Source organism: Nonomuraea sp. C10, from assembly GCF_008017515.1.
GTDB lineage: Bacteria > Actinomycetota > Actinomycetes > Streptosporangiales > Streptosporangiaceae > Nonomuraea > Nonomuraea ferruginea.
The window spans coordinates 4,783,753-4,796,637 of record NZ_VPFF01000001.1 but is presented as its reverse complement, the minus strand read 5'-3'; the positions used below and the strand labels follow the sequence as shown (position 1 = coordinate 4,796,637).

General features: G+C 72.7%; 10 protein-coding genes. 7 read left to right on the top strand and 3 right to left on the bottom strand.

All coding sequences use genetic code 11. From position 1 onward, the window contains the following. Positions 1–105: 105 nt before the first annotated feature. The 3 genes from FR742_RS22045 (at position 106) to FR742_RS22035 (ending at position 2,698) form a co-directional block, all read left to right on the top strand. Positions 106–831, top strand: coding sequence for a methyltransferase domain-containing protein (locus tag FR742_RS22045; RefSeq protein WP_261808671.1), 726 nt, complete (start codon positions 106–108; stop codon positions 829–831). A gap of 27 nt (positions 832–858) precedes the next feature. Next, complete coding sequence (gene dinB / locus FR742_RS22040) at positions 859–2,100, top strand: DNA polymerase IV (RefSeq protein WP_148032687.1); 1,242 nt, start codon at positions 859–861, stop codon at positions 2,098–2,100. A gap of 202 nt (positions 2,101–2,302) precedes the next feature. Beyond that, positions 2,303–2,698 carry a DUF3040 domain-containing protein gene (locus FR742_RS22035; protein ID WP_148032686.1) on the top strand — a complete coding sequence of 132 codons (396 nt, stop codon included), beginning with the start codon at positions 2,303–2,305 and terminating at the stop codon, positions 2,696–2,698. Between the two features lie 84 nt (positions 2,699–2,782). Here the strand turns inward: FR742_RS22035 and FR742_RS22030 are convergent, their stop codons facing one another. Genes FR742_RS22030 through FR742_RS22020 form a run of 3 tightly spaced genes read right to left on the bottom strand, consistent with a single transcriptional unit; the run spans position 2,783 to position 7,493 of the window. Next, positions 2,783–5,221 carry a DUF3488 and transglutaminase-like domain-containing protein gene (locus FR742_RS22030; protein ID WP_148032685.1) on the bottom strand — a complete coding sequence of 813 codons (2,439 nt, stop codon included), beginning with the start codon at positions 5,219–5,221 and terminating at the stop codon, positions 2,783–2,785. Then, positions 5,218–6,471, bottom strand: coding sequence for a DUF58 domain-containing protein (locus FR742_RS22025; RefSeq protein ID WP_148032684.1), 1,254 nt, complete (start codon positions 6,469–6,471; stop codon positions 5,218–5,220). The genes FR742_RS22030 and FR742_RS22025 overlap by 4 nt, the downstream gene beginning before the upstream one ends. Beyond that, positions 6,468–7,493: an AAA family ATPase gene (locus FR742_RS22020; protein WP_372452399.1), complete on the bottom strand. Its 1,026-nt coding sequence runs from the start codon at positions 7,491–7,493 to the stop codon at positions 6,468–6,470. Before FR742_RS22020 ends, FR742_RS22025 begins: the two co-directional genes overlap by 4 nt. Positions 7,494–7,918: 425 nt before the next feature. Between FR742_RS22020 and mraZ the strand changes: the two genes are divergently transcribed. The 4 genes from mraZ to FR742_RS45920 all read left to right on the top strand — a co-directional run bounded on the left by mraZ (position 7,919) and on the right by FR742_RS45920 (position 12,884). Continuing rightward, positions 7,919–8,350: a division/cell wall cluster transcriptional repressor MraZ gene (gene mraZ, locus FR742_RS22015; protein WP_148032682.1), complete on the top strand. Its 432-nt coding sequence runs from the start codon at positions 7,919–7,921 to the stop codon at positions 8,348–8,350. 217 nt (positions 8,351–8,567) lie between these two features. Beyond that, the gene (rsmH, locus tag FR742_RS22010; protein WP_148032681.1) at positions 8,568–9,551 is read left to right on the top strand and encodes a 16S rRNA (cytosine(1402)-N(4))-methyltransferase RsmH; all 984 of its coding nucleotides are present in this window, start codon (positions 8,568–8,570) and stop codon (positions 9,549–9,551) included. After that, on the top strand, positions 9,535–10,251 hold the full coding sequence (locus FR742_RS22005; RefSeq protein WP_148032680.1) for a hypothetical protein: 717 nt from the start codon (positions 9,535–9,537) through the stop codon (positions 10,249–10,251). The genes rsmH and FR742_RS22005 overlap by 17 nt, the downstream gene beginning before the upstream one ends. Next, entirely contained in the window at positions 10,248–12,884 is a 2,637-nt protein-coding gene (locus tag FR742_RS45920; RefSeq protein WP_261808670.1) for a penicillin-binding transpeptidase domain-containing protein, read from the top strand. Before FR742_RS22005 ends, FR742_RS45920 begins: the two co-directional genes overlap by 4 nt. Position 12,885 lies beyond the last annotated feature (1 nt).

Here is a 12,885-nt window from a genome sequence, read left to right as displayed (position 1 = left end):
CGCAGGGGAGCGGGCGGCACCCGTACGGCGTAGGCTGGGGCGGACCCACGAGAAGAGGGAGGCGAGCCGACGTTGCGAGCTGAAGGCGTCACGAGGACCCCGGCGGTGCGGACCGCCGTCGTCTGGGACGCGCTGCGCGAGGTGCTGGCGGAGCTGGCCGGCGCCACCGGGCGCGACGCGCTCGACATCGTCGACGCGGGCGGCGGCACCGGAGGGTTCGCCGTGCCGCTCGCGGCGCTGGGACACACCGTGACCGTGGTCGATCCCAGCCCCGACTCGCTGGCCGCGCTCGAACGCCGGGCCAAGGAGGCGGGCGTGGAGGTGCGCGGCCTCCAGGGCGACACCGCCGACCTGGGCGAGCTGCTCAGCCCCGGCTGCGCCGACCTGGTGCTCTGCCACAGCGTGCTGGAGTACGTGGAGGATCCCGTCGGCGCCCTGACCGAGATGGCCGGGCTGCTGCGTCCCGGCGGTGCGGTCAGCGTGCTGGCCGCCAACCCGGTGGCCGCCGCCATCCACCGCGCGCTGGCCGGGCAGTTCGACGAGTCCAGGGCCGCGCTGGCCGACCCGCTCGGCAGCTGGGGCGACCGCGACCCCACGCCCCGCCGCTTCACCGGAGAGACCCTCACCGGCCTGCTGTCGGCGGCCGGGCTCGGGGCCGGGCCGGTCCACGGGGTGCGGGTCTTCGCCGACCTGGTGCCCAGCCGGCTCGTCGACGGGGAGCCGGGCGCGGCGGAGGCGCTGGTGGCGCTGGAGCAGGCCGCCTCGGCCCATCCGGTGCTGCGCGACATCGCGACCCAGCTGCACGTCGTCGGCCGCAGGCCATCGGCCTAGAACGTCTGTTCGGATAGAATCGGCGGCGTGGCACGCAAGCAGATCACGGGCATCGGCCCCGCTCCGCGGACCGGGGCCGACGACACCGGCTGCCCGATCCTCCACGTCGACATGGACGCCTTCTTCGCCAGCGTCGAGCTGCTGGAGCGGCCCGAGTTGCGCGGCCGCCCGGTGATCGTGGGCTCGCCCGCGGGGCGCGGCGTCGTGCTCAGCGCCACCTACGAGGCCAGGGCGTTCGGCGTCCACTCCGCCATGCCGATGAGCCGGGCCCGCCGGCTCTGCCCTCAGGCGACGGTCATCCCGCCCAGCCACGGAAAATACTCCGAGGTCTCCAGAGGCGTCATGGAGATCTTCCATTCGATCACCCCGATGGTCGAGCCCATCGCGTCCGACGAGGCGTTCCTCGACGTCGGCGGCGCGCTGCGCCGGCTGGGGCCGCCCGCCGCGATCGCCGCCGCGATCAGGGCGGAGGTGCTGGAGCGCTTCGGCATCACGTGCTCGGTGGGCGTGGCCGGCAGCAAGTTCGTCGCCAAGCTCGCCTCCAAGCAGTGCAAGCCCGACGGCCTGCTGGTGGTGCCGCAGGAGGAGGTGGTGGCGTTCCTCCACCCGCTGCCCGTCTCCGCCCTGTGGGGCGTCGGCGAGCGCACCGAGCAGGCCCTCGTGCGCCTCGGCATCCGCACCGTCGGCGACCTGGCCCGGGTGCCCGTCGCCACGCTCCAGCGCGAGCTGGGCCCGTCCGCGGGCGGCCACCTGGCGGCGCTGGCGTGGGGCCGAGACGAGCGGCAGGTGAGCCCGCACGTCCCCGACAAGAGCATCGGCAACGAGGAGACGTTCGCCGCCGACGTCGACGATCCCGAGATCATCAAGCGCGAGCTGCTCCGCCTGTCCGAACGGGTCGCCGCGAGGATGCGTAAGGGCGGTCACGTGGGCAGGACTGTAAGTGTGAAGCTGCGCCGCGCTGACTTCTCCACCATCACCCGGTCCCGGACCCTTCCGGAACCCACCGATGTCGCGCAGGAGATTTTCGCCACAGCCTGCGAGCTCTACCACGCCGCCGGGCTCGAGCGGGTGCGCCTGCGCCTGGTCGGCGTCAGGATGGAGAACCTCCGGCGCGCCGATTCCGCCTCCCGTCAGCTCACTCTCGGTGAGCGCGAGACCGGCTGGCGTGAGGCCGAGCAGGCGATGGACCGGGCGATCCGGAGATTCGGTCCCGATGCCGTGCTCCCGGCTTCGCTAGTTCGGGGCAAACTTGATGAAATGGAGGCGTGAGGCGATGTCACGACTTCGGGGGAGGAGACCAAGATGGCCCAGAATGAAGCCATGACGTCACCTCCGGTTTGGTCTGCCTTGGACGTTTGCTTTCGCCTACGTCTACAGCCTCGTATTCTGGGGATAACCGACCGCGAGGTCCGGACACCCCGTGTCGTCCGTTGCCGTCTTCCCCGTCCTGGGGCCGTCCTTGGGAGGCGCCGTGCCGCTCTCTGAGCACGAGCAGCGCTTGCTCGACCAGATCGAGCAGGCCCTCTACGCCGAGGACCCGAAGTGGGCCAACACCGTAAGGATCAGTGACCCGCGCAGCCATTACAAGCGGCGCCTGGTCAAAGCCACGATCGGCTTTGTCCTCGGCGTCGTCCTGTTGATGGTCGGCGTGGTGATCAACTTGATCCCGCTCGGCGTCGGCGGTTTCGTGGTCATGCTCGCTGCGTGTCTGTGGGGCCTGTCCAGCTGGAAACGAATGAATGGGTTCGGTGGTGACTCCTCGGCTCAGGGGGCTCCACCGCAGGGCAAGCAGGTCCGCCGGGGCAACCGGGGCACCTTCATGGAGCGCATGGAGGAACGCTGGCGTCGTCGTCACGACGAGCGCTGACACGCATCCCCCGATCAAGGCGTCCCCTAGACGAAGGTGCGGCCGTCCCCCTCGCGGGAGACGACCGCACCTTCGGTCAGATCCTCACGTCCCCTTCTGCGTCGCAGTCCTCCGCAGCCTGATGTTCTCCAGGCGGTCGAAGCCGTCCAGCAGTCGCTCGCCCACGAGCCGCAGCCGCCGCACCGTCGACGGCGGCAGCAGCACCGCCCGCACCCTCCTGGCACGTGACACGGTCGCCGCCAGGGCCTTGCGCACCCGGCGCAGGTCCCCGCCCATCGGCGGGATCTCGCCGGGCTCCCGCGAGTAGAGCACCCGCTCCACCGCCGAGGCGATCGCCGTGACGGCCGCCGCCGGTTCGGCCCCGAACTCGTACTGCTCGGTCAGCCGCCGCGCCAGCTGGCGCGGTGTCTCGCTGGGCTCGCGGGCCATCCCGTAGTCGTAGAGCGCGTCGTCCAGCTCCGCCCAGGCCGCCGCCACCGCCGGATGGCGGCCCGCCACGACCCTGGCCGTCGTCTCGTCCGACGGCTCCGACACCTTCCAGCCCAGCGCCCGGACCCGCCTGCTCCTGGTGATCAGCCTGGCCGCGGCCGGGATCAGCAGCACCAGCAACAGCACCGCGGCGCCGATGCCGATCTGCGCGGCGAGCGGCGTCGACTCCTCCGGCGGCAGGCCGCCGTTGGCCAGCAGCGCCTCCCGGTCCAGCTCGCGCACGTTGCCCCGGTTCTGCGGGCCCAGCTCCTCCTCCGCGCTGCCGCTGGAGGTCCGGTCCGGCGTCGGGGAGGAGGGGTCGGCCGTGGCCTCGGGCCGTGGCTGGGTGTACTCCGGCACCCGGGCGCTGCCCTGGCCCAGCGTGCCCGAGGGCGTCGGCTCGAACGGCAGCCAGCCCACGCCCTCGAAGTACAGCTCCGGCCACGAGTGGGAGTCGTTCGTGGCCACCGTCCACTGGCCGGCGAGCTGCGTGCCGCCCGTGTAGCCGATCGCCACCCGCGACGGGATGCCGACGACCCTGGCCAGGATCGCCATCGAGGCGGCGAACTGCTCGCAGTAGCCGGCCCGGCTGTGCAGCAGGAAGTCGGCCAGCGCCGAGTTGCCGTGCCCCTGGGTGCGCAGGCTGTAGGCGAAGCCGCCGGTGTCGGTGAAGAACCTCTGCAGCCGCACGGCCGCCTGGTAGGCGGTCTTGGCGTCGCCCGCCTGCTCCCGCGCGAGCTCCCTGATCTCCTCCGGCAGGTCGTCGGGGAGTTCCAGGTAGCGCTCGTCGATGCTCTGCCGGGACGACGGCGCCGACTCCAGCACCTCGGCCGTGGGCTCCGGGTCGCTGGTCGCGACCTGGTACTCCAGGCCCGCCGCCTCGTCGCGGGTGGAGAAGACCATCAGCGTTCTGACGTCGGCCCGCCAGTCGCCCTCGACGCGGATCTCCCGTGGCGGGTACGGCAGCGGCAGGAACGACAGCTTGGCGATCTCGTCACTGATGGTGATCGTGGACGTGACGTTCTTCAGCTTCACGCCCCCGCCCAGGCCCGGCGGCGGCGGGAGCGGGCCGTTGTCCGTCCTGTTCTCCGGCGCGCCCTCCGGCTGCGTCATGCCGAACTGGTCGCCGTCGAAGGTGTCGAGGGAGTAGATGCGCAGGTACCGGGGCTGGTTGTCGGAGTTGGAGTAGGTCAGCACGGTCCGCTGCTCCGGCAGCTCCAGCTGGCCCTTCAGGTTCGCGATCGGGTTCGGGATGCTGATCGAGTTGCCCCGGCCGGGCCCGCCGCCCCCCACGCCGAAGGTGAAGAACGAGACCGGCTCCATGGCCGGCAGCATCGCCGGCACCAGCACGGCCAGCGCGATGGCGGCGAACCCGATGCGCTTGCCCGACAGGCGCAGCCCGCTCGTGTCGGCGGACGCGCCGGGGCCCCGCCTGTCCGGCCGCAGCTCCGCCGCCGTCGTGCGGGTCCGGCGCACCAGCACCGCCCGGCCCCACTGGCCGACCCGCTCGCGGCCGTCCGCGAGGAGCAGGCCGGTGAACCCGAACGCGGCCACGATGAACGCCGGCCAGCTGATCGGGTCGGACAGGATCGTGGCCGGCACCGTGGCCAGCGCCAGCAGCGGCAGCCCGGCCAGCGCCGCCTTGCGCAGCCTGGTCGCGAACAGGTCGACGACGATCGCGATCAGGCCCACGCCGCCCGTGGTGAGCAGCGTGATGGCCTCGTTGGCCGGGACCGGCGCCGCGTACCGCTGGATGTCGGCCCAGCCGGTGGCCAGCAGGCGCGCCACCTCCACCACGGAGTCCTCGGTCGGCACGAACAGCGCCCAGGCCTCCTCCGCCGCGAACGACACGGTCAGATAGACGAACAGCACGCCCACGCCGAGCAGCGGCGCCGCCCACGACGGCAGCGACAGCCGCCCGCTGACCAGGCTCGCCAGCATGACCGAGAGGACCGCGCCGAGCGAGCCCCAGAACCAGGCCCCGCCCTCGAACAGCGGATAGAGCAGGATCGCGGCCGTGAACGTCGCCACCGCGGCGGCGATCGAGAGCCTCATGAAGCCGTACCTCCGCTCACGGCGAACCGGCCGCGGCTGCCCGCGTCCTGCCACACCGACGCGATCGACACCCCGGCGGGCAGCCGGACGATCCGCCATCCGTATCCGGCCAGCACGGTCTGCACCGCCTGGTAGTCCTCGTCGGCCTCGCGGCCGTTCCACGTCTCCACGTCCAGCAGCACCGCCACGCCGGTGATGCCGCTGTGTCTCAGCCTGGCCAGGTCTCTGGCCTCCTCCGGGTCGAGCGAGCCGAGCACGGCCACGATCAGTCCGTCGCCGCCGCCCGCGCGCAGCGCGGAGACGCCCATCTCCAGCGAGCGCGCCGACGAGCCGCGCACCATCGCCAGCGTGTCCAGCAGCGACCAGCTCAGCCCGGTGTCGGTCAGGTGCTCGGGTCCCTGGTCGGTCACCAGCCGCAGGCCCAGCCCCTCGCGGGCGAGGTGGACGCCGATCGAGGCCGCGGCCGAGACCGCCACCTCGAACGACGAGCGCGGGCCCTCGCCGCGGTGCGCGTACTTACGGGTGTCGAGCAGGAGAGCGCCGCGGCTCTGCCACTGCTGCTCCTCGCGCCGTACCATCAGCTCGCCGCGCCGGGCCGTCGAGCGCCAGTGCACCCGGCGCAGGTCGTCGCCCTGCCGGTACTCGCGCGGGGCCACGTCGTCGTCGCCGGCCGCCGCCACGCTCCTGGTGCGGCTGTCGCCGCCGCCCGTCCACTCGCCGGACAGCCGCACGTGCGGCAGCGCCACCACCTGCGGCGTCACCACGAGCGTGTCGGTGATCGTGAACGCACGGGTCAGCTCCACCAGCCCGAACGGGTCCGCGATGCGCACCGACAGCGGCCCGATGGGGTACCGGCCGCGCAGATCCGAGCGCACCTTGTAGTCGATCTCCCGGATGCCCCGCGCCTCCACCCGGTCCAGCACGAACCTCGGCCGCACGCCCAGCGCGTACGGGACCGTGTCCTCGATCAGCAGCAGGCCGGTGGGCAGCCTGGTCACGTTCTCCAGCCGCAGCGTCACCGTGGCCTCGCCGCCCGCCTCGGCCCTGGCCGGGTCCAGCCGCCTGGCGCAGCTCAGCCGGTAGCGGGTGCGCGCCACCACCATCGCGGCCAGCAGCGGCAGCGCCGCCACCAGCACCCCGATCCTGAACAGGTCGTTCTCGCCGAGCAGGAACGCCATCAGCAGCGCCGCGACGCCCGACGCCAGGAAGGACCGTCCCCTGGAGGTGAGCGCTCGCAGTCCCGCTCTCACGACGCCCGGGTCTCCGGCACCGGGACGCGCCTGACGAGCTCCATCACCACCTGCTCGGGCAGCCGCCGCTGCCCCTGCGCCTCCACGCTGGGGAGCAGCCGGTGCGCCAGCACGGGGACGGCGAGGTCCTGCAGGTCGTCAGGGATGACGTAGTCGCGGCCCGACAGCGCCGCGTGCGCCCGCGCCGCCCGCACCAGTTGCAGCGTGGACCGGGGAGAGGCGCCCAGGCGCAGGTCGGGCGAGTGGCGGGTGGCCACCGCCAGGTCGATGGCGTACTTCTTGACCGGCTGCGACACGTACACGCCGCGCACCGCCTCGATCAGCGCGCGCACCTCCGACGTGGTGGCCACCGGCTCCAGCTTGTCCAGCGGCGAGGTGCCGCCGTGCACGTCCAGCATCTCCAGCTCGGCCGTCGGCTCCGGGTAGCCCATCGCCACCCTGGCCGTGAACCGGTCGCGCTGCGCCTCGGGCAGCGGGTAGGTGCCTTCCATCTCGATCGGGTTCTGCGTCGCGATCACCATGAACGGCGCGTCCAGCTGATAGGTGTGCCCGTCGACGGTGACCTGCCGCTCCTCCATGCACTCCAGCAACGCCGACTGGGTCTTGGGGGAGGCGCGGTTGATCTCGTCGCCCACCACGATGTTGGCGAACACCGGCCCCGGCTTGAACTCGAACTCGCGCGTCTGCTGGTTGTAGGCGCTCACTCCGGTGATGTCACTGGGCAGCAGGTCGGGGGTGAACTGCACGCGGCGCACCGGGCAGTCGATCGACCGCGCCAGCGCCTTGGCCAGCATCGTCTTGCCGACCCCTGGAACGTCCTCGATCAGCAGATGGCCCTCGGCGAGCAACACGGTCAGTGTGAGGCGGACGGCGTCGCCCTTTCCCTCGATCACCGATTCGATGGCCTCGCGGATGCGGTGAGCGGTGGTGACCAGCTCCCCGAGCTGGTGAGGGACGTCATGGGTTACTGCCACCAGGCCTCCATGCGAAGTGCGACGGCCACCTCGCGCGAGGCTGCGCATTGCGGGAGGCATGCCATTGTTTTCCATTATCTGTACGACCCTACGACTCTGTGCGTTCTTGGGCGACTTTTGTGGATATTCCAGAGAAGCCTGCTCCTGTTCGCGTTCTTGTCGCATAGCGGTGCGAATGCCGTAACACACTGGGCCGCGCGCCGCGCCACTTTCCCCCACCTCCGCCCCGCCCGTCACAGGGCCTCCTTATTGGCCCGGCTTTCGCGCGCCCCGACACGCCCGCCGCCGGTCCGCGGGCGCTTCCCCGGCCCCACTCCGCACCACCCGCTATGACCTGCGACAACGCCTCCCGGTTGAGCGGCGGACAAGGTTCGAATCAGTTGACGGTGGGGAGAAGTGGAGTATGGTGGTGCGCAGTGGAGAGCGCGGTGCACCAGCGCCGAGCGCTTCACGAGGCACGGGAGGTGGCGCCGATGTTCCTCGGCACCCATCACCCGCGTCTGGACGACAAGGGACGGCTGTTCCTGCCGGCTAAGTACCGTGAGGAGCTGGCGGAGGGTCTTGTGATCACCAAAGGCCAGGAGCGATGCCTCTACGTCTTTCCTGTGGAGGAGTTCCAGCGCATCACCGAGGCTCTCAGGACCGCCCCGGTTACCGCCAAAGCGGTGCGTGACTACAGCCGCGTCTTCTTCGCCAGCGCGTCCGACGAGAAGCCAGACAAACAGGGGCGCGTCACCATTCCGCAGGGCCTGCGCCAGTACGCCGGCCTGGAGCGTGACTGCGTCGTCATCGGGGCCAACACCCGTCTGGAGATCTGGGACGCACAGGCCTGGGACACCTATCTCAACGAGCAGGAACAGGCGTTCGCCGACCTCTCCGAGGAGGTGTTGCCAGGGATCTTGTGAACAAACGGTCGAGCCGTCGGAGATGTCGTTCGGCGAGGTCTCCACCCGCAACCACTGCCGGCCAGCTGATGCACCTTCCCCGGTGTCAGATGGCAGGCGTCCACGAAGAGGGTGCGGATGGGGACCTGGCCGGGCGGCGCCGGGGTGGGGACCCAGGACAACCGACACATCGACCGGCCGCGTCATCCGCGAGCCAGGACGCGAAAGGGGGGTGGAGATGCACGACGACGCCGACACGACCGGTCACGTTCCGGTCATGCTCGAACGCGTTCTGGAGCTGCTGGAGCCCGCGATCACCGCGTCCGCCTCCGGCCCCGCACCCGTCGTCGTCGACGCCAATCTGGGGCTCGGCGGCCACACCGAGGCCCTGCTCGCCGCACACCCCTCACTCCACGTGATCGGCATCGACCGCGACCCTTTCGCGATCGAGTACGCCACGCGCAGGCTCGCGCCGTACGCCGGGCGCACCACGCTGGTCCACGCCTCGTCCGACGAGCTGGACGCCGTGCTGGCCGGGGCGGGGCGCACCACCATCGACGGGGCGCTGTTCGACCTCGGCGTCTCCTCGCCGCAGCTCGACGAGGCGGCGCGCGGGTTCGCCTACTCCTATGACGCCCCGCTGGACATGCGGATGGACACCGAGCAGGAGCTCACGGCGGAGACGGTGGTCAACACCTACTCCGCGGCCGAGCTGATCCGGATCCTGCGCGACTACGGCGAGGAGCGGTTCGCGGCACGGGTCGCGCACCTCATCGTCAAGGAACGCGCCAAGGACCCCATCACGTCGACGAAGCGGCTCGCGGACCTCGTGAGGGACGCGATCCCCGCCGCTACCCGGCGCACCGGGGGAAACCCCGCCAAAAGGACTTTCCAGGCGCTGCGCATCGAGGTCAACGCGGAGCTCGCCGCCCTGGAGGTGGCGCTGCCCGCCGCGCTCGACGCGCTGGCACTGGGCGGGAGGGTCGTCGTGCTCTCCTACCACTCGCTGGAGGACCGGCTCACCAAGCAGGTCCTCACCGCGCGGACCAGGGACACCAGCCCGCCGGGGCTGCCCGTCCCGCTGCCGGCCCACCAGCCGCGGTTCCGCACCCTGACGAGGGGAGCCGAGCTCCCGAGCGAAGAAGAGCTGGCCCGCAACCCGCGGGCGGCTTCGGCCCGGCTCAGGGCCGCAGAGAGGATCCGTGTTGACGACCAGGACTGAGCAGGAGACCAGGCGGGGCGCGCCCGTCCGCGGCGCTGTGCCCACGACTGGGGCCAAGACCGGCCAGCGCAGGCCCGAGCCGCCGCACCCGGCCAAGCCCGTCCCGCAGCCGCGGCCCGACGCGGCCAGGCGCCGCCCGCGCGCCGACGACGAGCCGGCGCCCCGCGCGGCCCGCCCGGCGCCCTCGCGCGGCGAGACGGGCGCGCGCGCGAGCCGTGGCGCGGCCGGCGTGCGCGACCGCGCCACCCGCGTGGAGACCGACGAGCGCGCGGCCGGGACCGGCGTGCGCGGGTCGCGCACCGTCACCGAGCCGCGCAGGGCGCGTCCCGGCGTGCGCAAGCCGCGTCCCGAGGCCGGTCGGCCCGAGCAGGCGCGCCCGCGGCGCCCCGCCGCCGGGCGGCCCGCGCGGCGCCAGCGCGCCCCGTTCGTGCTGCTCGTCGTCGGGCTGCTGTGCGGTGGCCTGGTCACCCTGCTGCTCCTCAACACCGTCCTGGCGCAGGACTCGATGACCGCCTCCAACCTGGTCGACGAGATCTCCACCGCCCGCCAGCAGAACGAGGACCTCCAGCGCAAGATCGAGGAGGAGAAGCTCCCCGGCAGGGTCGCCGAGCGGGCCGAGGACCTCGACATGCGCCGCGACTGGGACTCGGTCAACAACTACGACGGCTCCGCCTCCAGTCAGGCGGGCCCGGCACGGTGAGAGACTCCGGCGGCAGGGGGCAGGGCCCCGGTCGCGGCGGGGGCGGCGCCGGCTCTCAGGGAGGGCCCGGCGCCGCTCGTCGTACGCCGGGCGGTCCCGGACGGGCGGGGCGCCCCGGCACGGGCCGTGCCGCGTCCCCGGACGACCCCTTCCACCTCCCCTTCGGCGACACTCCCCGCTCCCGGGGCGGTTCCCCGGCCGACGACGACGCTCCCGACGACGACCCCGCTCCCGGCGGCCCACGCCGGCCCCGCCCCGGGCAGGGGAGACCACGCCGCGGCGATGACGACCTCCCCACTGGAGGCCCGCACGCCGACGAACGGTCGCGCGGCCGTACCTCCCAGCGGGGCGGTTCCCGCCCGGGCGAGGACGACCTCCCAGCGGGTGGCCCGCACGCGGAGGAACGGTCGCGCGGCCGGGCCGGGCAGCGTGATGGTGAGGCGTCTCCCGGAGGCGCACGCGGGGGGTCCGCCCGGGGAGAGCGGTTCCGCAGGGACGAGAGCGACCACCGGCGCGACGCCGGCCCCTCGCGCGGCCGGGCCGGGCAGCGTGACACGGAGGCGCGGCCGGACGACGCGTTCCGCCGCAGGCCCTCCGACACCGCCCGGCGTCCCCCGCACGACCGATCACGCGGCGACGGCGACGCGCGCGGCCGAGACGACGGCTCGGCGCGCCGCACCCAGGCCGACAACCCTGTACGGCGTCCCCGGGACGAGGACGCCGGACGCGCGCGCCCCGGAGAAGGGCCACGCGCGGCGACACGTGCCGGCACGGACGCGGGCGGCCGTGGGGGCACCCGCGTCCGCGCCGGCGAAGGCGCGCGGCGCGACCCTCAGGACGGGGCGCGGCCGCGCGCGGGCGGCGGAGGCCGCAAGCCGCCCCCGCCGCCGAAGCCGCCGCTCGTGCTCCGCCTCGGCAGCCCGAAGCGGCGCATCAGCATCGGCCTCATCGCCATGACCTTCATCCTGTCGATCTTCGCCGGCCGCCTCATCCAGATGCAGGGCCTCGACTCCAAGGTCTACGAGGCCGCGGCGACCAAGCAGCGCCTGCACGTCGAGAAGATCCCGGCCAAGCGCGGCTCCATCACCGACGTCAACGGGCACAACCTGGCGCTCACGGTCGAGGCGCGCGACATCTCCATCGACCCGTCCAAGATCCCCGCCGAGGTCAGGCAGGGCGTGGCCTCGCTGCTCGCCCGCACCCTCGGCAGGCCCGTGGAGGAGATGGCCGCCAAGCTGGCCAGGACCGACACCCGCTACCAGCTGCTGGCCAGGGGCGTCGCCCCGCCCGTGGCCGACCGGCTGCTCAAGGAGCCGGTGCCGTCGCTCAACGCGACCAGCACCTTCCGCCGCGTCTACCCGGGCGGCGACCTGGCGGGCAGCCTGATCGGCTTCGTCGGCGACGACAAGGACGGCCTGACCGGCATCGAGCAGGTGAAGAACACCGCGCTGGCCGGGACCGACGGCGAGCTGCAGATCGAGACCGGCCGCGACCTGCAGCGCATCCCGATGACCGGCAGCCAGCGCACACCCCCCGTCGACGGCCGCGACGTGCGCCTGACGATCGACCGCGACATCCAGTGGGCCGCCCAGAAGGCGATCGGCGAGCAGGTCGAATCCGCCGGCGCGAGCAGCGGCACCGTCATCGTCATGGACGTGCGCACCGCCGACGTCATCGCCATGGCCAACGCCCCCGAGCTCGACCTGGCCAACTGGCGCGAGGCCCCCGAGGCTCACTACCTCAACCGGGCCGCCGCCGACGTGTTCGAGCCCGGCAGCACCAACAAGGTGATCACCGCCGCCGCCGCGCTGGAGGCCGGCGTGGTCGACTCCGACACGGTCTTCCACGTCAAGGACAACATCCAGTGCTACGACCGGGTGCTGCGTGACGCCCACGCCCACCCGCCGGAGGACATGACCTTCGCCCAGGCCATGGCGCAGTCCAGCAACGTCGCCACGGTCATGGCGGCGCGCAGGGTCGGCAGCGAGGGCCTGTACGACATGCTCAAGGCGTTCGGGTTCGGCACCAAACCCGGCGGCGACATGCCGGGCGCCGGGGCCGGTCTGCTGCCGCACCACGACAAGTGGTCGGGCAGCCAGAGCTGCACGATCGCCTACGGGCAGGGCGTGTCGGTGACCGCGCTGCAGATGGCCAGCGTCTACCAGACGATCGCCAACGGCGGCGTGAAGGTCGAGCCGAGGATCGTCGCCGGCACCACCGCCCCCGACGGCACGTTCACGCCGGCCAAGCCCGGAAAGAAGACCAGGGTCATCAGCACGGCCACCGCCAAGGAGATCACCGCCATGCTCGAGGACGCGGTCGGCGCGCAGGGCACCGGCGAGCTGGCCGCCATCCCGGGATACCGGGTGGCGGGCAAAACCGGCACCGCGAACCGCTACGATGCCGAACTCGGCCGCTACGACGGCTACACCGCCTCGTTCGCCGGTTTCACGCCCGCCGACGCGCCCCGCCTGGTGGTGCTGTCGGTGCTGCAGAACCCGAAGAACGGCCACTACGGCGGTCAGATCGCGGCCCCGGTGTTCAAGGATGTGATGACGTTCGCTCTCAAGAGCAGGAAGATCCCGCCTACAGGCTCTGCCGCGTCTCCGGCGCGCGCGGGCGCGGAGCAGTGAG